Here is a 19,522-nt window from a genome sequence, read left to right on the forward strand (position 1 = left end):
GTGGGTTCTTGTGACGACGCCGGCGATTAATATTTTTTATATCAAAATCAACAGTATCTCGAATAACGGTTCCTTCAGCATCGGGGATACGTTCCACCACGGCCATACGATTCGTTCCAAAACGCAGGGGACCAATGCCTCCTATGGGGACGAATCCCCGCCCCGGTCCGAAATGCGCAATATTTATGTCGATCCCGATCTGAACGACCAAGGGGAGCTCACGCTCTCTTCCAAATGAAGCGTATGCTTTAGCTTTACCAGCGGGCTTGCAAGCAGAAGGAGGTGCCAACGATGCCCAACATTATTAATATTTTTAATATTAAGACGAACGGATTGTCCAAAAACGCGAACATCGATTTCGGCACGACGGTGCAAAACGGCCACACGGTCAACGTGAAAGTGGTCGGCGCCAATTTTGCCAACGGAGACTTTTCTCCCGTTTCCTCGTTGATGATCAATGTCGGGGCGGACCCGGATCTTGTTGATCAAAATCAGAACTCGTTCGGCAGCCCGAACGCACCGGTGACGAATACCGTCTAACATCCAGCGGGTTGCAGACGAAGGGGACAAGAGGGTTGTATTAGGAACTGTGAAGCGGGATTTTTTTTCTGAATGGCAGTTGATGAGGCGGTCGGCCGTTGGGGGGCTTCGGGTTATGGATATGGATAAACTGAAGCAGTGGATGGAGCTGGCGCAGAAGCTTGAGAAAGGGGATTTTTGGAAGTCGGTATTCGAAACTCATGACGAAGCGGCTCCCGGAGGCGCGCAAGGCAGTAAGCCAAGCCGGTATCCGGCCGGTTATCCGGCGTACGATCTGTACGAGCGGGAAGAGGAGAACTGGGTCGTGCTGGAGCTTCCCGGGCTGTGCAAGGAGGACGTGGAGCTGACGCTGTCGGGCAACGAGCTGACCGTGCGGGGGATTGCGAAGCCGCTGCTGGATAATGCCGTACCGCTGCATAAGGAACGTTTTCACGGCCCATTCGAGCGTGCGATTCCGCTGCCGCAACTGGGAGAGCAGTCTCCGGTCCATGCCCGCTTCGAACGGGGGCTGCTGATTCTCAACTACGAAAGAATGCGGCGCAAAGACGAGCAAATCGAGATTGAATAACTTGGGATTATGACCAAAAAAGTGGGGATACGATGAACAGGAAATCGCTTTTTGGGACAACGTCCAATTCCAATGCGCCTCCGCAGCAAGGCGGCAAACAGGAAGAAGCGCAGCGGCTCCGTCAACTGGAAGAACGGCTGAACCAGCTGATGGAGAAACTGGAGGACCAGCAGACTCAGCCCGCCATCGTGATCCAATCGTTATCGATTGAGAAGGTAGTCGTCGAGCATATTGATCTGAACAACAACCTCGGGCAGTTGGGCATCCGGGAGCTGAGCGGCAAGCTAAACATCGGAGCGGCATATACGTACGGCAAGGATGTTGACGAGAGCGGGAACGGCACAAGCCAGCCCGTGGCCGACGGAAAGCCCAAGCCGGAGGCTAAACCTAAGTCTAAGTCCGGCGGGAATCCCGCAACGGAGGGCAAGCCGGCCGTTGACGGCAATTCTGCAGCGGATCACAAACCCGGGGGGAACGGCAATCCGGACCAAGAGAAGAAGGCTGCCTCCGCTTCGCCGGGAAACGATCCGCACTATGGCGGCCCCCGCATCCGCTTCGGCAGCAGGACGTAGGACAAGCCCATGAGGCGCCCCTTTTCCTTTGCAAAAGGAATATGCTACAATTTGCTCAACGACCTATGATGTTATTTTTCATGACATAGGAGAGCAGAGTAGCGGGGGGATCATTATGGACTTGCGTAAACTGCGTTTGGACGAACCGGTGGCCGGGACGTTCAGCGAAGAACGGGACGAATACGAGCGGGATTATGCGCGGCTCATCCAATCCCCAGCTTTTCGGCGGCTGCAGGGCAAATCGCAGGTATTTGGCGCCGGGTCCGGCGACTACTATCGGACAAGACTGACACATTCGATCGAGGTGTCGCAAATTGCCCGTGAGACAGCGCGGCGGCTTGGCGAGCATTACGAGTTTTTGCTGCGGAAGGAGCATCCCGGCTTGATGATGGACCCGGCTGTCGTGGAATGCGCTGCGCTTGCGCATGATCTCGGACATCCGCCGTTCGGGCACAAAGGGGAAGAAGTGCTGGACCAACTGCTGGCCGAAGAACACGGCTTGGCTTACGAAGGCAATGCGCAAAATTTCCGCCTGCTGATGTTTCTGGAGAAGCGCGCCGGCAGCGGCAGCGGCTTGGATTTAACTGCGGCGGTGCTGCTTGGGATTAATAAATACCCGTATAATCTGGACACGCCCGGACGGATTAAGGGTGTGTATCCGATGGAATGGGAAGGCATCAGCTACCTTCGCGACAAATGGAACATGCCGGCCGGCTGCTCGACGCTGGAGGCGCAGCTGATGGATTTGAGCGACGATATCGCCTATTCGACGCATGATATCGAGGACGGCATCCGCGCGGGCAAAATTCAGATGAACCGGACCTTTTTCGAGGACGACCGGCTGGCAATGCATCTGGTGGAAGAGATTGAGGGCGATCAGGGGAACCTGGAGGTAGGCTGGGACCAGGTCGATATCAAGGCGATGGTCAAACGCGTGCTGGCTTCGTATCTGGCGCAGTGGGAGGAAATCTACGCCGAGTGCGATAACGAGGCCTCGCGGACCCGGAGAGAAATGAAAGCCCGCTGGGTGAGCGCTTTTGCCGGGCGGGTCGGCATTATCGACGATCCGAAGAAAGGCTGGAAGCGGGTCACGTTCGTTCGCGACGGACAGCAGGATTTGGAGCTGCTGCGGACGATGGAAATTTTGAAAAAGCTCGCTTGGGTGACGCTGATCAAAGACTTCCGCGTGCAGCGGCTCCAGAAGCGCAGCGAAATTATGATCCGGCGGCTGTGGGACAGCTTCAAGGTGCCTGAGGAAGGGCGTTTGATCATTCCGCCCGACTGGATGGAAAATTACGAACGGCATAAAAACCGCTGGACGTGGCCGCGTTTCGTGGCCGACTATCTCTCCGGCATGACAGACGCCTACGCGGAGAAGGTGTACGCCGAGCTGTTCGCAAGCAAATCCGGCTCGATCTACGAGATGGATTAAGGCTTTTGGGGTCTGATCCTTGCCCTCCCCGGCATATACTGGTTGCGAGCGCTAGTATCGCATCTCTGACGAGGAGGTGACCGGTCCCCATGATCGTTATTGCAGACGGCCAAACGTCGGTCGATATATCCGGCTGGGAACCGCCCGAGAGGGACATCTACGAGGAGAAACACAGGAACCCCACGACGTACCAATATGATTCGGAAGGAGCGCTGCGCTTCGAGCTCAGGCTGCGGACGGCGATTGTCCAAGCGGCCAAAGATATGCAGAACAGCGCGGCCTCGTTCTCTTCCTTCAAGAAATCGCGCTGCAACGCAGCCTATTGGACCCGTACGGAGGATGGCGGATTTAAGATGAGGGGGGACGTAAAGCCCGCTGCAGCGATCCGGGATATTTTCTCGAACGGCCGGGCCTATGCGTTCGAATGCGCCACCGCCATCATTATCGTGCTGTACAAAGCGGTGCTGGAGACGATCGGAGATCAGAAGTTCAACCGGCTGTTCACCAACCTGTATTTGTATTCGTGGGAGGTAGACAGCGACCTGCGGCTGATTACGATTGCCGAGAAAATGCCGACGTATCCGGGCGATATCCTGTATTTCAAAAATCCCGACGTCGATCCGGAATGGATGGAGTGGCAGGGGGAAAACGTGGTGAAGCTTGGGCACGACAACTATTTCGGTCATGGGATCGGCATTAAGAATGCAGCCGGTATCATTGCGAGTCTCAATAAGCACCGCAAGCCGGGCAGCACGAAGTCCGCTTACATGATCGATCAGGTGACGTACCCGAATTTCGTTTATTTGTACGAGGCGGCGTCTTCCCGGGTTCCGATTTCTCAGACGGCGCTTGCTTGGCTGCCGCCGGAAGCCCGCGGCCGGATTGTCGTCAAAATCGGCGGGAGAACCAACATTTACGCTTGAGGCACGGCTTTAAGGGATCTTTCGGCACGCGAAATCGCGTACGAGAGATCCCTTTTTGCTGCATGGAATAAGCGGCAGCGCCCGGTTCATTGACCGTACATTTGACGGATCGCTTCTGCTAACCGGAGGATGCCTGCGCGCAGCTCTTCCGGCTCCAGCACCTGCAGTCCGCCGCCGTATCCCGGAATGATCCGCAGCGCGTACTCCGCCGTTTGGAAATCGGCGGTAAGCTCGGTCAGGTCGTCGACCGTCGGACGAGTTTCGCGGATTTTGACGAAGTGCTCCTCCTGCAGGAGAGCAAGAGTGGAAGCATCCGCTTGCAGCCTCACGGGATAGCTGGGAAGCCGAGACTTGAAGTCGGCCGTCGATTGCTCCCAATAACGGGCCAGATCGAAATTTGCCGGACGCTCGAACCGCTCGGGCCGTATAACCGCGCTGCGTATCCGGGAAACCCTGTAGGTGCGCATCTGGCCGTCTACGAACCCGATCAAGTACCACGCGTTTCCTTTGACGACCAGCCCAAGCGGGCCGAGCTCGCGCTCGACGACCTCGTCGCCACGTCCGTAGCGAACGGCAAGCAGCCGTTCCTCCCACACCGCCTCCTGCACGACGGGCAGGCAAGATACCTCCTCCGCGGGTCCGTACCACCCGGCTCCGTCCACGTGGATGCGTTCGCGGACCGCCTCCGCATTCCGCCGCAGGGAGGGAGGCAGGGCGGCAAGCAGCTTCAACAAGGCTGCTTCAAAAGCCTCGCGCCAGCCTAAATCGCGCATCATGCCGGAAGCATGGGCGAGCAGGAGGGAGCGGATTTCATCAATTTTAAGTCCTGTGAGCTGGGAGCGGTAGCCTTCCGGCAGCACCCAGCCGCCGCCCGAGCCCCGCTCGGCATAGAGCGGAATGCCGGAACCGCTGAGCGCCTCCATGTCGCGGAAGATGGTCCGCTCCGATACCTCCAGTTGCTCGGCCAGCTCCCGCGAGGTCATTCGGCCGCGATTCTGAAGCAGCAATAAAATCGATAACAGTCGGTCCGCACGCATGATAATCGCTCCTTGTATTTTTAAGATGCGCTTCATCTTCTGATTTCTCATTTTACCACAGCAATATGACAAGGGGTGACATATTAGGATCTAAGCACAAACAAAAAAACGCCCCCTCGGTGGGGGCGTCGGACTATTCCGGATGAACGATAGGCCAGCCATGATGTTTCGTGCCGGGCTTAGGCTCCCTTGCCTCTTGATATGCTCTTGGGCAAGCCTTTGCCCTTACCGCGCGACGGGCTCAAAAAAAAATGGCTCATTCCTTCGCGATACGTGCAGAACCGGTTTCTTCCCGACAATTTGGCGCGGTACATGGCGGCATCCGCCCTTTTCAGCATGACGTTATAGCTGGACCCGGGATCGGAGCCCAAGCAGATACCGATGCTGCCGGATACATAGAGTACATTTCCTGCCAAGCGGTAAGGCGCCTTGATCGTTTCGAGCATGTCGCGAGCCGTTTTTTTGGCCGACGCCTCGCTGCTCTGGAGAGCGACCAGCAGAAATTCGTCCCCGCCGAGCCGGAATATATGCTGATGTTTGTTCTGGAACGCTTTTAAACGCTGTCCCGCTTCTCCAATCAACAAATCTCCGATGTCGTGTCCGAGCGTATCGTTGACGGACTTGAACCCGTCCAAATCCAAAAACAAGAACGCCGTATTCCGGTTTACGGCGTTTTTCTCGGCATAGCGGTCCCAAGCGTTCCGGTTGAGCAAACCGGTCAGAGGATCGGTATACGCCAACTTTTCAAGCGCTTTCCGCTGAAGGCGCATGGCCTGCCAAATAACGATATATACAAGACACATCGCGGCAAGAACGCCGAACAGCAAAAACAAATCTACCGGGCGCAGAACGGAGTGGACGAGGGAGGATCTGTCGTTATCCGGAGCGATGGCGGCTTCGCTGCCTGTTATATACATCGTTGCCATCCCGATCATCGTGAGCAAGCCGCCGCCCGCCAGTCGAATGCGGCTTTTGTTTCCGAACAGAGCCAGATGAAAGATAAGGAACGTCGTCATGATGCCAGCAAGTAAAGAAATGAGGGTTAAAGTCGTATCATAGCGCACGTTGTCGTCCAGATGAAATACAAGCACGGCCAAATACGTGGACCACACGCTCCCCGTGACGAACGAAGCCACCGCAAACCAGCGGTTTCTGATTCGTCCAAGGACGTGCGACAGGTGGAACACGGTGCAACAACTCCTTTCGTTTATCCGTCCTATTATAGCAAATAAATCTGAACAAAATCTGTACAGCTCTCACTACCGGCATGGCCGAGGAGAAGCAGCGCCTCATCTTCGAAGCGCTCCGGCAGGCGGACGCTCGATAGCCGCAGATACGGCGGGACGGGCCTTGGACCGTCCATTTCGCTGGCTGACGAAGCTGCCGGGCAGCCGCTTGACGCTGCGAAGCGAGGCAGGAAAAGGAAGCACCTTCACGCTATACTTACCGGATTCAAGATAAAAACTATATGCGTTGCCATGTAAGTTAGAGATCGTAATTTTTTGTATGGTAGTTTACAAAAGTAAGTTAATTGCGTTATGATACTAAATAGAGTTATACAATAAAGGAGCGGAAATTATGAGCCAAGTTCAACAACAACAAACCGCCGAGCAAGTAATCTTATCCCGTCATTCTGTCCGTCAATATCAACGGGACGTCGTTATCCCGGATGCCGAGCTGAATGAAATTTTGGAGCTGGCCACAAACGCACCGTCGGCCTGGAACTTGCAGCACTGGCGTTTTCTGGTCATTCGCGAGCAGGCGAACAAAGATCGTCTTCTTCCGATCGCGTTTGGCCAACAGCAAGTATCCGACGCATCCGCGGTTGTCGTCGTGCTCGGCGACCTGCAAGCGAACTTGACCGCCCCGATCGTCTATGAAAAGGCGACGCCGGAAGTCCGAGACACGATGCTCGGCCAAATTAACGGCGCCTATGCAAACAATCCGACGGTAGGCCGCGACGAAGCGATCCGCAACGCCTCGCTGGCCGCTATGCAGCTTATGCTGGCCGCACGCGCGAAAGGCTACGACACCGTTCCGATGGGCGGCTACAATCCGGCTGCTTTGATCCAAGAGTTCAACATCCCGGAACGCTATATTCCGGTTATGCTTCTCCCGATCGGTAAAGCGGCTAGCCCGGCACGCGCGACAGAACGTCTGCCGCTCGGCGACGTGGTCATTCACGAGTCGTTTTAATTCGGAAACACCGATATCGACAAAATACCCCCGGCAGCGCTCCCTCTTCACAGGGAGTAAAGGCTCCGGGGGCTTTTCATGTTAGGCATCAGTCAACTCACTTGTCTGCATACCAGCGGTCATACTGTTCGTGCAGGTTGTCGCGGGACAAGCGACTGCGGTGCATGGACAGGCTTGGGGCTTGGCGGTTCAACTCCGCGATCTGCTTGTTCGCATCCTCGATCAGCGCGTCGATTTCCGGGTCGAAGGGGCTTTTGGCCATCTGATTCATCGCTTTCTTCATCAGCGAGCCGATTTCCTTCCGCAGCATGACCCACGGATGCTCGACCTTGGCTTGCTTGAGCAGGGACGACCATGCGTCTCCGGTCGGCACCGTCAGCGGCTTTCCGAAGCCGGGCAAATGCTCCAGGCCGCCGTTTTTGACAAAATCCTCGTAAGCCTCGTCGATCCAGCTCTGCCGCTCTTTTTGCGCTGCGAGCATGGCATCCCGGTCTTCAAGCGTTTCTTTCGGCAAAGGAATGATAGGGCGGTCTGTCGGCTCTTTTCCGACACCGTACGTCTGATCTCGCTTTGGCGGCCGTTCGGGCATGGTCATCATCCCTTTGTAAAATTTATTGCCCCCCGAACTGAAAAGGTGATGCATGCGCCTGTTCCCAAAGCCGCGCAGCGCACATACAATACCATGGCTTAAACGGGAGGTGATCGATTGGTTTATGCCAACACGAAGTGGGGGAAATACAGTTATTTGAAAACCGACGTACGTTGGAAGCCGTATCTTCCACAGACGCAACGGGCGAGCCGGGCTACGGTCAGGTCTATGCTCAAGCGCTGGGGAGCGGTTTATCTGAAGCCGAACAACGGCACGGGCGGCTACGGGATCATGAAAATAACGCGCGCGGGCAACCGGCGCTATACGCTCAGAAGCGGCTACGCCACCCGGACGTTTCAATCGTTCGGCAGCTTGTACTCTGCGGTCTCCAGACAGATGGCCCGGCGAGGCTTTCTTGTGCAAAAAGCAATTCCGCTGCTGCATTACAAGAAACGCCCGTTCGATCTGCGGGTCATGGTCCAGCGTAACCGGCAGAAGGGGTGGGACGCGACGGGGATGGTCGGCCGGCTGGCCAGACCGAGAAAGATCGTCACCAACTATCACAACGGGGGAACCCCGATGTCGGTAGACAAATTGCTATCCCCGCATATGCACGGGAAGCGCCGGACAGGTTACGTTCGAGAACTGAAAAACCTGGGCCGCGGCATCAGCGAATATATGAGCGCGAAATACCCGAAATTTCACGCTCTTGGGATCGATATCGCGATCGATACCAAGATGAAACCTTGGATTCTCGAAGTCAACACGAAGCCGGATAAATCGATTTTTAACGCCCTTAAGAACAAAACGATGTACAGACGCATTTTGTCCTACGCCCGGATGCAGAAAAGGTCTTAAAGCCGACTTAGCCCCTGCCGCTGCAAGGCAAGGGTTTTTTGTCGTTTCCTTTATTTTGTTTGCAGGGACAAGCTGCATTTGTTTGATCACTATATAATTTATGTGTAAAATAGTTTATATCAAAACTATAAGGATGGTACCGTATGCAATCGATTTCTCCCGTGATTTTTATGGTTGTCATCATTGCGCTTGTGCTCTGGCGAAGAATGCGCGCGGCGGCCAAGCCTGTGAAAGGCAACGGCTACCGGCTGCTGCTGCCGCTGCTTTTTTTGGGCTTCGGCATACTCGGTTTGCTCAACCCGCAGCTTCATTTGACCGTGAAGGAGGTAACACTGTCTCTGCTGTTCGGTCTTATTTTATCCATTCCGATGATTATGACGACGAATTACGAGCTTCGCGAAGACGGACAAATTTATCCGAAAAAGAGCAAAGCGTTTATTTTCGCCGTGGTAGGACTCATCGTGATCCGGCTGGCGCTTCGCAGCTACTTGTCCGGGCTTGATCCGATCGAGCTGGGAATGCTGTTCTTCTTGATCGCGGTCGCCTATCTCGTTCCTTGGCGGATCGTCAGCTTCGTGAAATACCGCAAGCTCTTGGCTAAGCTAGGGAACGCCTGACGGCAGTGAAACGAATTGCGGTCGGCCCCGTAAAACGTTTAGTAAGCGAAATCGCGTCAAAGGAGGTGAACGGATGGAGTGGTCTTTGGATCTGGCGCTGCTGTTGGCGATTGGGCTGGCTGTGCTGTTCGTCGAGCCATGGTTCGGATGGGTGGGGAAGCCGTTGCCCTTCGCATTTGAGCCGGTCGCCGAGCTTGCCAAGCTCCCGCTCAAACGTCATGACCGGGCCAGAAAAAGTCCGCGCACCGTCTTCGTTCGCCGAAAATGCCCGCCGCGGTCCTCGGCGTTATCCGAAGAAGCAAGCGCTCCTTTCCGTTGGAATGAGATGGTCGGTTGACCGCCGGTGCTTATGGCGATGTATGGCCTGTTCTTTACGCATGGTAGTACGATGACGTCGATTTTGATCCCTTGGGTCGCGCACCTGGCCGAGGCCGACCCGTTCCACTTGATCCCGATCGCCACGGGTCTGCTGTCGTTCGCGGTAGGCATGTTTCCGCTGGCCGACGCAGCCGCTGTCTCTATGAGTGGAAGCAAGCGGCTGCTGCTCGGGACGATCCTCCTGCTGATCCCGCTCGTCATTACGTGGCGGGCGCCGGTGGCACTGGGGCTGTACTGGCTGTCGAGCAGCGTCTTCAGCCTGCTGGAGCGGCTGTTTTACCGGATGAGCGCCGGGAAACGGCTGCTACGACGCGGATTGCCGGAAGCGGCGGCGACCTGATATGCATGGATAGAAACGGAGTGCCCTGGCGGCCTCCGTTTTTTAATTTGATTTTAATAAGCGGTTTAGAGGCCGTTTAGAGACGGGAACTATACTGTAAACGAATAACTGGCGCTGGGATACAGAAAATTTGAAGCATTCGATTCAGGAAGGGGGGATCAAGATGAAATTAACGGTTGGGCAAAGAAAGTGGCTGCTGTCGGCGCACATCTTATTCTCGGCCATCTGGATCGGCAATTCGGTCGTATTTACGGTCCTTGGCATCGTTTCGGTAACCACCGGTGATTCGGGAGTGCTGAGCGCCTGCTATACCGTGATGCACCTGCTGTCGGCATCGTCGCTGCGGGCTTCGACGATCGGAACGGTCGCAACCGGCGTCCTGCTTTCCGTGCTCACGTCTTGGGGACTGTTCCGCTATTATTGGATTATTGCCAAAGAAGTGCTGACGCTGCTATGCATCCTGCTCGGCGCGGTCGGGATGTACTTTTGGACGCTGCGGGCGGTAACGCTGATTCCGACAAGCGGCATGGACGTATGGCAGCAGCCGGATTTCGTCGTCAACAACGGGCAGCTGTGGATAGGTATCGTGCTGCAAGTTCTGTCTCTTGCCGCGATGATTGTTCTGTCGGTTTGGAAGCCGTGGGGGAGGCGACAACGACAGTAACGCCGTATTGTAGATCCTTCCGCATATCGATATAATAAAGGCTTAGCCGCTTGTTTCAAGCAGCAGCAAGCCATCAGGAAAGGATGAAGCCTGTGCAATACCATCGAATTACCGATATCGGCGACCCGTATTTTCGCCAAATGCACGAGCTGATGCAGCGCGTGTTTCCGCCGGAAGAAGTACTGGAATATGAGCTGTGGGCGGAGCCGCTTCAAGATCCGGGCATCCGGGTGTTCGTCGCTGTCCTGAACGGCGAAGTCGTCGGCGCGACGGAATACCGTTATTACGAAGATTTGCAGGTCGCGATGACCGATTTTACGATTATCGGACGGGATGGCCTTGGCATCGGCCCGTTTCTGGCGCGTCGCCGGATGGCCGATCTGCGCTCGGTCGTAGCGGCATGCGGCGGGAAATTCTTTGGCATGTTCGCTGAAATCTACAACCCGCAGCTGGCGGGCAAGCTGGAGTTCGGAGGTGTGAATGCGATGAATTCGTTCGTCCGCCGCGAGGTGTTGGCGCATCTCGGCTACCGGAAGCTGGATACGGACTATGTGCATCCGTCCTGGCATAATGATGGCGAAGCGGTACACGGGCTCGATCTTTGCTTCATGCCGATTGCCGACGAGGAACAAGCCTCGGTTCCGGCCTCGTTGGTTTGGAGCTTTCTCGAGCGCTATTATGCGGTGCTCCCGCAAAAACCGGACGCATGGTACCGGATGGTCGAGAACCTCAAGCAGCGCGAAAACGTCGCTTTACTGCCCATTTGAAGCAAGCCCGAAGCACGGCCTGCATGAAAAAGCGGAAATCCGCTTTTCGCGCAGGCCGTTTTTTTATTGATGTATGCACGGTTTAGTAGAGGAGTAGCGGCAAGAGCACGAGCTCAGTTTTCCTGCCGCGCGGCTTCGGCCTGCTCCAATTCGTCCAGCGCCTTTTCCAAGCCGTAGTTCAGAAGCAGCGTTTTGAAGCCTTTGCTGCGATTTTCGGCCAGGGCATCCAGACGCAGCTTTAAATCTTTACGGATAAACACCCGGTCCTTGTCGTGGGTCTCGCTGCGCTCCTTTTTCTTGAGGGGGGTTTCCAGCAGCTGCAGCACCGGAGCCGCTTCCTCTGCCGTATCGGTCGCCGCTGTGTCCACCTCGGCCGTGGCGGCGGATGAGGCAGACTCGCCAGCCGGTTCCGCTGCCGGGGCAACCGTTAGCGCCGCCTCTTCTGCCAGCGAGGCAGCTTCGGGAGCTTCCTTAGGCTGCGGCTCCACCGGTTGAACGCCCTCAGTGCTCTTGCGCCTGGAAGTGCGCGGCTTCGCCGCTGCGTCGCTCGTCTCCGTCGGCTGTGCGTCCGTCGTTGCCTTGGTGCCCCGCTTCCTCCGGGTACCCGGCTGCTGCCGTTCGGCTGTGACGGTTTCAGCGGAGGCTGCTTCGGCTTCCTCCAAAAGCTTTACGTTCACGTCGGTCTTCTCCGCCGCGTCCGAATGGACGGGCGGCTCTTGTTTTCTTGGCGGCATGGCAGAATCCTCCTTCGTTCAGTCCGGCCTTAGCCGTCTCGGCATTCTCGTGGAAGAGCTTTCTACCGATCGTTCCATGGCTTTCCTCCATTGTATCATAGGGCTGCAGGCGGAAAAATATTTTTCCATGCTTCCCGAGGGGAACTCATTTCTTTCATCCGGTCCAATCTTCTGCGTCCAATCGGATCGCGCCGGTAGCTTCTTGACTCACGCCCGCAGCATCGGGTTCTTCTTTTTGGCTAGTTTCCCTTTGGCCGATTTTTCGGTATAGTGTTCAGTAGAAGAAACGAGAGCGAGGGGAAGGGGATGAATCGGCAGCCGCTGATATCCGTCATTATTCCAACCTATAACCGGCTGGATTTTTTGGCCGAGCTGATCGAATCGTTGTGGCGGCAGACGTACCGTCATTTGCAGATTATCGTGGTTAACGATAACGGGGAACCGGTCGACGAGCTTAAGGAGCTGTATCCGGAGCTGGATCTGACCGTGGTCGATATGGAAAGCAATCTCAAGCACGTGCATGCGCGCAACCGCGGGCTAGAACTGGTTCGGGGCGATTATATCATGCTATGCGACGATGACGATTTGCTGCTGCCGTCGCATGTGGAGCGGATGCTGCGCGAAATCGAAGACAGCGATCTGGTCTATCCGGATGTGGAAATTTTCGATTATATTGTGGACAACGGGGTGCGCCGGGCGACGAAACGGTTTGTGTTCGCCTATGAGCACGACTTCGCGGCGATGCGGAGGTTCTCGACGTTTTTCTCGTCGGGCTGCCTGTACCGTCCGGAGCTGCATGAGCGACTCGGTCCGTTCGATACGGAGATGCATCATTACTGGGACTGGGATTTTTACTTGCGGGTGGCGGAGCAGTTTCGGGTCAAACGCGTACCGGCGGCGAGCGCGCTCTATGCGTTTGCGGACAGCGGGAACAATATGTCCGGCAATTTGGAGGATATGCGTCCTTATCTGGACAAGCTGTCAGCGAAGCACGGGCTCGGGGAGCTGCCGACCAAAAACTTTTTTCTCCTGCTCGAGGAGCCGGAGGTCAAAGCGCGCCGTGCGGAGACGGAGCTACTCTGGAACGGGGAGCCGATCGTATCCCGGCGGGCGAAACAAGCGGGAGGAGCAATTAGGGAAGTATGAAACGACAGGATGATTGGTACGATCCGATGGACCCCGGACCTGCGGACCCGGGCCCGTCGGCAGACGATGGCTGGCACGAGCCGCCGGCCGATTACGATTACCGCGACCCGCGGGAGGCGGGTCGGGGCGCCGGAGAAGATGACCGTCAAGCCGGAAGGCCGGCGGCAGGAAACGCGGAATTCCGCAACCGGCGGTCCGTCCAAACGGATTTGTTCGAAGCGCCGGTCCGCCGGCCGCAGCCGGTTAAGCGCCAGCCGGGGCAACCGATAGGGACGATGGCGGAAGCGCAGGAGCTGCTGCGTAAATATTACGGATACCCGGATTTTCGCGAAGGGCAGAAGCAGGTGATCGAATGCCTGCTCAGCGGGCGGGATACGCTCGGCATTATGCCGACAGGCGGAGGTAAATCGATCTGTTACCAGGTTCCGGCGCTGATGATGAGCGGAACGACGATCGTCGTTTCGCCGCTGATTTCGCTGATGAAGGACCAAGTGGACGGGCTCGACAGCATCGGTGTTCCTGCGGCTTATATTAACAGCTCGCTATCGTATGCGCAGGTGGAGATGCGTATCCGCAAGGCTGAGCGGGGCGAGTACAAGCTGCTCTATGTCGCACCGGAGCGGCTCGAATCGGAGCGTTTTCTGGAGCTGCTCGCCGGGCTTGTCGTGCCGATGGTGGCCGTGGACGAGGCGCACTGCGTGTCCCAGTGGGGACACGACTTCCGCCCGAGCTACATGCGGATCAACGAGTTGGTGTCGCATCTGCCGGACCGGCCGCTGCTGGCCGCTTATACGGCGACGGCGACGGACCAGGTGCGCGAGGATATCGTGAAGCACTTGAAGCTGAGCGAGCCGCAGGTGTTCGTGACCGGCTTTGCGCGGGAGAACCTGTCGTTTTCGGTCATCAAGGGCGAGAACAAGCGCGACGTGCTGATGGGGTACATCCGCGAGCATGCCGGGGAAGCGGGCATCGTCTACGCGGCGACGCGCAAGGAAGTCGACCAGCTGTGCGAATATTTGCTGCGCCAAGGCGTGGCTGCGGGCAAATACCACGCCGGTCTGACGGATAAGGAACGCGCGGATGCGCAGGAGCGTTTTCTGTATGACGAGGTGCGCGTCATGGTGGCGAGCAACGCGTTCGGGATGGGCATCGACAAGTCGAACGTGCGGTACGTCGTCCATTTTAATATGCCGAAAAATATGGAAGCCTATTACCAGGAAGCCGGACGGGCTGGCCGTGACGGCGAGCCGAGCGACTGCATGCTGCTGTTCAGCCCGCAGGACATTCATATCCAGAAGTTTCTAATCGAGCAGTCCGTTTCGGGCCCGGAGCGGCAGGCCCAGGAATACCGGCGGCTTCAGCAGATGGCCGACTACTGCCACACCCCGCAGTGTTTGCAGCGGTACATCGTCCGCTATTTCGGCGGGGAAGCGGAAGAAGACTGCGGACAGTGCAGCAACTGCGTCAGCCCGGATATGGAGCTGACGGATATTACGCTCGAAGCGCAGCAGATTTTCTCCTGCGTAAAGCGTATGCGGGAGCGGTTCGGCATGACGCTGGTCGCTTCGGTGCTCAAGGGCTCGCGCAACAAGAAGGTGCTGGATTTCGGCTTCGACAGTCTCAGCACCTACGGGTTGATGCGGAACCGGACGGAAAAAGACATCGTCGACCTGATCCAGCTCCTTGTCGCCGAAGGCTATTTGCAGCTCACGGAAGGCAAATACCCGGTGCTCCGGTTGTCGTCGAAGGCATCCGATGTGCTCAGCGGCAAGGAACGGGTCGTGCAGCGCATCCGGCTGAAGCCGTCCGCCCCGGTCGTTCAGGATGTCGAAGCGGAGCTGTTCGACGAGCTGCGGAAGCTGCGTACAGAGATTGCGAAGCGGGAAGGCATCCCGCCGTATATCGTATTCCCGGACAGCACGCTGCGCGAGATGTGCGGCGTGCAGCCGACGAACCCGGCGGCCATGCTCAAGATCAAGGGCGTCGGGGAAGCGAAATTTTTCAAGTACGGGGCATTTTTCATCGAGTTTTTCAAGCAGCGTCAGGGGTAGCGGCGATTTCGGACGGCGTGGCGGTATCATCTTAGGGGACGCCGTGCCGAACCAAGGAGGAACACTGTGGCAAAATCGAAGTATTATGTCGTATGGGAAGGGCGTCAGCCCGGTATCTATAAAACATGGGCCGAATGCCAAGCCCAGACGAACGGATTCCCGCAGGCCAAGTTCAAGGCGTACGAGAGCGAGGCGGAGGCCAAAGCAATGTTCGCCGCCGGGTGGAAGAAGGCGTTCGGAGCCGCGGCGCGCGTAGGAGCCGGCGGTACGGGCAAGAGCGGTGGACGGACCTCCAAAGCCGCAGGCGCGGAGGCTGCGGGCGAGTTCGATCCCGAGAGCTTGTCCGTCGATGTAGGCTGCAGCGGCAACCCCGGCATCGTCGAGTACAAAGGCGTGTCCACGCGCACCGGCGAAATCGTATTTCAGCAGAAGCCGATTTCCAAAGGCACGAACAATATGGGCGAATTTCTTGCGATCGTTCACGGGCTCGCTTATTTGAAGCAAGAAGCCAGCGACATGACGATCTACAGCGATTCGATAACGGCGATCAGTTGGGTGCGCAATAAAACAGTCGCATCGACCTTGGTACGGGACGCTTCGACCCAAGAAATCTGGGCGCTCGTGGACCGCGCGGAAGCTTGGCTGCGCAACAACACCTACAAGAACAAAATCATCAAGTGGAACACGAAGGCATGGGGCGAGATCAAGGCGGATTACGGCCGGAAATGATGATGAAAATAAGAATGGATAGAGGTTCAGAGATGATCTGAATTCTATCCATTTCTTTTTGCACAGATTCCAACAACAATTCCCTTCCTTGAGAGCAGTACGTTGTTCTGTAAGCTGACTGATTTCTTAAAAGGTAGGCGGAGCAGATACCGCGATCAGCAACGTTTCGCCCTTCCATATATTCTTATAACTATGAGGTATCCTGGCATCATAATAGATGCTGTCTCCTTCTTTAAGGGTGTAACGTTCGTTGCCAAGCACAAACTCCAAGCATCCGGAATGAATAAAAAGAAATTCCTCACCCTCGCTATGGCCCACGCTTATGTCGCCGGAGGTTGCGCCTTCATCTAGAACTCCCCATATCGGCCCCATCTTGTTGCCACTACCTTGACTAAGGGCGTACCAAGTAATCCGCGAACCCTCCGAATGCAACAAGGGCTTGCGTTCGTTGCTCCTGACGACAATGCTTCGCTTTTCCTCACCAAACAAATCGGTAAAATTTACGTTCAACGCGTTCGCTATGCGCTTCAGAACGCTAATTGATGGATTCGCTTTATCGCGTTCGATTTCACTGAGAAAAGACAACGAAATGGATGCTGCTTTTGCTATTTCTTTGAGCGTTAGTTTTTGTTTTTTTCGTGTGTTTCGGATGACTTTGCCGATTGAATTCATATGTCCCTCTCCTTAGCTCCGAAAATTATTTCGCTCATAACGAAATTTATGTTCTTATCTTAAGTAAAAAAACGTGAATGATCAAGCACTTTTACAGGGGCGGAATTACGGTGTAAAAACGTTGATTCTTCGCTATTATTGGCTTACTATTTTATTAGGGTCGACTAACGAACTTTTTACCCGGGTATTCATTCATCGTTCTTCCCAGAATAATTTTCAGTAATAGCGAAATTTCTGAGACCAGAGAGGTGTAGTATCCATGACCAAAACTCCCAAGGTCTATCAAGTAGGAGACGTTAGCATTACTCGTGTCACCGAAATGGTGTTAGGTGGTATTTCGCCAGAAATTTACTTCCCCGGATCGTGGAATCCGGCGTTTCTGGAGGAGAATCGGAACTCCCTTCCAGCTGGTCTGATCGACAGCGATTCTCAGCTTATTGTTAGCATAGGAACATGGGTTGTGAAAACTCCGAAGCATACAATTCTTATCGATACAGCGACTGGAAACGATAAAAATTTGCCGTTAAATCCGGCTCTCGCCAATCTTCAGCTACCTTATCTTGAGCGCCTCAAAGAGGCAGGGGTTTTGCCGGAAGAAGTGGACTACGTCCTGCTGACGCATCTGCACGTAGACCATGTCGGTTGGAATACGAAACTTGTTGACGGACAATGGGTACCAACATTCCCGAATGCCACCTATGTATTCCCCCTCGCGGAGCAGCAATATTACTCCAGCGAGGCCAGTCATAACAAAGAAAACGAAGCGAATTTTAACGTTTACGAGGAAAGCGTCCTTCCTGTTATCGAAGCCGGATTAACGCAAACCATCGATCCCGAAGGTGGAGAACTCCTCGATATCTTCAAGTTCATTCCAACTCCCGGTCACAGCATCGGACAAATGTCCATCAGCCTTACTTCCGACGGGGAAGAAGCTTTATTTGGTGCTGATGTGATGCACCACCCGTTCCAGGTTTTTAACCCCGAATGGAATTCCATGTATTGCGAATTCACCGAGCAAGCCCGTATTTCACGGCGCCGGGTGTTGGAATCCATAGCGGATCGCCCAGTCATTTATTTCAGCTCGCATTTTCCGGAGAGCGCGGCAGGGTACGTGACTCGCAGCGGCGACGGTTTCAAATGGGACTTTGTATAATCCATCTACATTCAACTTGTGGGAGGCGTTGACCTTATGACAAACCATGATTTTCTCAGCGAAATGAACATCTTGACTGAAGACCTGCGTATCCCCAGCGATACGCCGGGCATCGAGCTTTATATACGTAATAAACGTCCGGCTTCCATGGATACATTCTCCAATGAAAAAACGATCGTAATGGTTCATGGCGCTACTTATCCGATTGGCAGCCTGTACGACGTGGAACTGGACGGCTTCACTTTCCTTGACTACCTGGCTAGACATGGCTATGATGTTTATGCCGTGGATGTCCGCGGCTACGGTGGCTCAACCAGGCCGTCCGAGATGCAGCAGCCCGCTGATCTTAATCCGCCGCTTGTCCGTACGGAAACAGGGGTTCGAGACTTCGGCACTGCGGTTGACTTCGTTCTGAAACGCCGAAATTTATCGAAAGTCAATATTTTGGGGATGTCTTGGGGAGGCACGGTTGCGGGAGCCTATACGAGCCGGAACAATGATAAAGTTAACAAGCTTTCGCTTATCGCACCGCAGTGGTTAAGCTTCAGTCCGGTTCCTATCGATACCGGCGGCCCGCTTGGCTCGTATCGTCTTGTCGCTGTCGGCGACATGAAGGAACGCTGGCTAAGCGCCGCTCCTGAACATAAGCGCAGCGATTTGATTCCAGAAGGCTGGTTTGAACAATGGGTCGAAGCAACGCTTGCTTCCGATCCCGGGAGCCAAACTGCTCATCCTGGATATATCCGGGCGACCAATGGCCCTATCCTGGACATCCGCGAATACTGGACGGTAGGCAAAGCTTTCTACGATCCTAAGATCATTACCGTTCCTGTCCTCCTTGTCCATGCGGAGTGGGATATCGACGTTCCGCTAGAATTGGCCCAGCATTTCTTCACTTCCCTGACCGGGGCCACTTATCGTCGCTGGGTTGAAATCGGGGAAGGAACGCACATGGTTATGCTGGAGAAAAACAGGCTTCAGGCTTTCCAAGCCATCCGTGGTTTTTTGGATGAAGCCTACGCACCGGCGAATTAAGGAAGTCGCAACAACAGCGAGTGTTAATGATATCGCTTATGTTTCAATATCGTTCCATTTCATTTATCAGATGACGATCTCGTACCTAATGGGTGATATTCGTTGCAACACGAACATGACTCCAAATCCATGTCAAAAAGCGCTTCTCCGCGACAGGGGAAGCGCTCTTCTTTTCGCACGACAACGCTCAGCTCATTTATCGCCTCGGTCGATATGCAGCCGCGGTTTCGTGTTATTTTTCGTATCCTTATACATCTCTTCCTCTTGGCTTTCGAGCGGAAGGCTGATAAGCTCCCACTCGGTCTGTCCCATCGCCTCGTCGTACGGAAATTCGTCGCCTCGCTTGAGCGTTTCCTCCCGGCCCCACTCGTTCTCGTAAATGCCGTCCGTTTCGACTTCTTCGCCGGATACCGGAGGCATGCTTTTATCGTTTGCCATACTTGCCATAACCCTCCTTAAACGTCGCTTCGCCCGTTAGTATGCCCGGATGGCCCGGAAGTATGACGCAACGTAAATAGGGA

The 19,522-nt window shown here is 55.3% G+C and carries 24 protein-coding genes; 18 read left to right on the forward strand and 6 right to left on the reverse strand.

Features of this window, described 5'->3' with window-relative positions; translation table 11 throughout:
* Positions 1–10: 10 nt before the first annotated feature.
* The 6 genes from BLO51_RS23505 to BLO51_RS23530 all read left to right on the forward strand — a co-directional run bounded on the left by BLO51_RS23505 (position 11) and on the right by BLO51_RS23530 (position 4,035).
* Positions 11–238 carry a spore germination protein gene (locus tag BLO51_RS23505; RefSeq protein ID WP_174551308.1) on the forward strand — a complete coding sequence of 76 codons (228 nt, stop codon included), beginning with the start codon at positions 11–13 and terminating at the stop codon, positions 236–238.
* 53 nt (positions 239–291) lie between these two features.
* A complete protein-coding gene (locus tag BLO51_RS23510) occupies positions 292–540 on the forward strand; it encodes a spore germination protein (protein ID WP_090675727.1) in 249 nt (82 codons plus the stop codon).
* Positions 541–655: 115 nt separating this feature from the next.
* On the forward strand, positions 656–1,108 hold the full coding sequence (locus BLO51_RS23515; protein WP_167670307.1) for an Hsp20/alpha crystallin family protein: 453 nt from the start codon (positions 656–658) through the stop codon (positions 1,106–1,108).
* Between the two features lie 32 nt (positions 1,109–1,140).
* Positions 1,141–1,680 carry a hypothetical protein gene (locus BLO51_RS23520; protein ID WP_090675730.1) on the forward strand — a complete coding sequence of 180 codons (540 nt, stop codon included), beginning with the start codon at positions 1,141–1,143 and terminating at the stop codon, positions 1,678–1,680.
* A 115-nt stretch (positions 1,681–1,795) separates the two neighbouring features.
* Entirely contained in the window at positions 1,796–3,112 is a 1,317-nt protein-coding gene (locus BLO51_RS23525) for a deoxyguanosinetriphosphate triphosphohydrolase family protein (protein ID WP_090675732.1), read from the forward strand.
* A gap of 89 nt (positions 3,113–3,201) precedes the next feature.
* Positions 3,202–4,035 carry a protein-glutamine gamma-glutamyltransferase gene (locus BLO51_RS23530; protein ID WP_090675734.1) on the forward strand — a complete coding sequence of 278 codons (834 nt, stop codon included), beginning with the start codon at positions 3,202–3,204 and terminating at the stop codon, positions 4,033–4,035.
* Positions 4,036–4,121: 86 nt separating this feature from the next.
* On the opposite strand, the gene BLO51_RS23535 is transcribed toward BLO51_RS23530, so the two are convergent.
* Both BLO51_RS23535 and BLO51_RS23540 read right to left on the reverse strand, forming a co-directional pair.
* Positions 4,122–5,072 carry a helix-turn-helix transcriptional regulator gene (locus tag BLO51_RS23535; RefSeq protein ID WP_090675735.1) on the reverse strand — a complete coding sequence of 317 codons (951 nt, stop codon included), beginning with the start codon at positions 5,070–5,072 and terminating at the stop codon, positions 4,122–4,124.
* Positions 5,073–5,251: 179 nt separating this feature from the next.
* Positions 5,252–6,259, reverse strand: coding sequence for a diguanylate cyclase domain-containing protein (locus BLO51_RS23540; RefSeq protein ID WP_090675737.1), 1,008 nt, complete (start codon positions 6,257–6,259; stop codon positions 5,252–5,254).
* 391 nt (positions 6,260–6,650) lie between these two features.
* Between BLO51_RS23540 and BLO51_RS23545 the strand changes: the two genes are divergently transcribed.
* The gene (locus BLO51_RS23545; RefSeq protein ID WP_090675739.1) at positions 6,651–7,268 is read left to right on the forward strand and encodes a nitroreductase family protein; all 618 of its coding nucleotides are present in this window, start codon (positions 6,651–6,653) and stop codon (positions 7,266–7,268) included.
* 97 nt (positions 7,269–7,365) lie between these two features.
* Here BLO51_RS23545 and BLO51_RS23550 read toward each other — a convergent pair whose 3' ends face one another.
* The gene (locus tag BLO51_RS23550) at positions 7,366–7,863 is read right to left on the reverse strand and encodes a DnaJ family domain-containing protein (RefSeq protein ID WP_245719788.1); all 498 of its coding nucleotides are present in this window, start codon (positions 7,861–7,863) and stop codon (positions 7,366–7,368) included.
* Between the two features lie 111 nt (positions 7,864–7,974).
* Here BLO51_RS23550 and BLO51_RS23555 point away from each other — a divergent pair, with 111 nt between their 5' ends.
* The 6 genes from BLO51_RS23555 (at position 7,975) to BLO51_RS23580 (ending at position 11,481) form a co-directional block, all read left to right on the forward strand.
* Complete coding sequence (locus BLO51_RS23555; RefSeq protein ID WP_090675740.1) at positions 7,975–8,715, forward strand: YheC/YheD family protein; 741 nt, start codon at positions 7,975–7,977, stop codon at positions 8,713–8,715.
* Between the two features lie 143 nt (positions 8,716–8,858).
* Positions 8,859–9,332 carry a cytochrome c biogenesis protein CcdC gene (locus tag BLO51_RS23560; protein ID WP_090675742.1) on the forward strand — a complete coding sequence of 158 codons (474 nt, stop codon included), beginning with the start codon at positions 8,859–8,861 and terminating at the stop codon, positions 9,330–9,332.
* A gap of 73 nt (positions 9,333–9,405) precedes the next feature.
* Entirely contained in the window at positions 9,406–9,669 is a 264-nt protein-coding gene (locus tag BLO51_RS23565; RefSeq protein ID WP_090675743.1) for a hypothetical protein, read from the forward strand.
* 6 nt (positions 9,670–9,675) lie between these two features.
* Entirely contained in the window at positions 9,676–10,050 is a 375-nt protein-coding gene (locus BLO51_RS23570; RefSeq protein ID WP_174551309.1) for a YidC/Oxa1 family membrane protein insertase, read from the forward strand.
* Between the two features lie 163 nt (positions 10,051–10,213).
* Positions 10,214–10,714 (forward strand): hypothetical protein, encoded by a 501-nt coding sequence (locus BLO51_RS23575; protein ID WP_090675771.1) that lies wholly within the window; start codon positions 10,214–10,216, stop codon positions 10,712–10,714.
* A 92-nt stretch (positions 10,715–10,806) separates the two neighbouring features.
* Positions 10,807–11,481: a GNAT family acetyltransferase gene (locus BLO51_RS23580; RefSeq protein WP_090675773.1), complete on the forward strand. Its 675-nt coding sequence runs from the start codon at positions 10,807–10,809 to the stop codon at positions 11,479–11,481.
* Positions 11,482–11,594: 113 nt separating this feature from the next.
* Here the strand turns inward: BLO51_RS23580 and BLO51_RS23585 are convergent, their stop codons facing one another.
* Entirely contained in the window at positions 11,595–12,215 is a 621-nt protein-coding gene (locus BLO51_RS23585; protein WP_090675744.1) for a hypothetical protein, read from the reverse strand.
* A 306-nt stretch (positions 12,216–12,521) separates the two neighbouring features.
* Between BLO51_RS23585 and BLO51_RS23595 the strand changes: the two genes are divergently transcribed.
* From BLO51_RS23595 to rnhA, 3 genes are all read left to right on the forward strand, one after another.
* Complete coding sequence (locus BLO51_RS23595) at positions 12,522–13,361, forward strand: glycosyltransferase family 2 protein (protein WP_090675748.1); 840 nt, start codon at positions 12,522–12,524, stop codon at positions 13,359–13,361.
* A gap of 275 nt (positions 13,362–13,636) precedes the next feature.
* Positions 13,637–15,412, forward strand: a complete 1,776-nt coding sequence (gene recQ, locus BLO51_RS23600) for a DNA helicase RecQ (RefSeq protein ID WP_090675774.1) — start codon at positions 13,637–13,639, stop codon at positions 15,410–15,412.
* 66 nt (positions 15,413–15,478) lie between these two features.
* Positions 15,479–16,141, forward strand: a complete 663-nt coding sequence (rnhA, locus tag BLO51_RS23605) for a ribonuclease H (RefSeq protein WP_090675750.1) — start codon at positions 15,479–15,481, stop codon at positions 16,139–16,141.
* Positions 16,142–16,267: 126 nt separating this feature from the next.
* Here the strand turns inward: rnhA and BLO51_RS23610 are convergent, their stop codons facing one another.
* Entirely contained in the window at positions 16,268–16,813 is a 546-nt protein-coding gene (locus tag BLO51_RS23610) for a helix-turn-helix domain-containing protein (RefSeq protein ID WP_090675752.1), read from the reverse strand.
* Between the two features lie 259 nt (positions 16,814–17,072).
* Here BLO51_RS23610 and BLO51_RS23615 point away from each other — a divergent pair, with 259 nt between their 5' ends.
* On the forward strand, positions 17,073–17,966 hold the full coding sequence (locus BLO51_RS23615) for an MBL fold metallo-hydrolase (protein ID WP_090675754.1): 894 nt from the start codon (positions 17,073–17,075) through the stop codon (positions 17,964–17,966).
* Between the two features lie 36 nt (positions 17,967–18,002).
* Positions 18,003–19,001, forward strand: coding sequence for an alpha/beta hydrolase (locus tag BLO51_RS23620; RefSeq protein ID WP_090675756.1), 999 nt, complete (start codon positions 18,003–18,005; stop codon positions 18,999–19,001).
* A 192-nt stretch (positions 19,002–19,193) separates the two neighbouring features.
* On the opposite strand, the gene BLO51_RS23625 is transcribed toward BLO51_RS23620, so the two are convergent.
* Positions 19,194–19,439: a hypothetical protein gene (locus tag BLO51_RS23625; protein ID WP_090675757.1), complete on the reverse strand. Its 246-nt coding sequence runs from the start codon at positions 19,437–19,439 to the stop codon at positions 19,194–19,196.
* Positions 19,440–19,522 lie beyond the last annotated feature (83 nt).

The organism is Paenibacillus tianmuensis (assembly GCF_900100345.1).
Classification (GTDB): Bacteria; Bacillota; Bacilli; order Paenibacillales; family NBRC-103111; genus Paenibacillus_G; species Paenibacillus_G tianmuensis.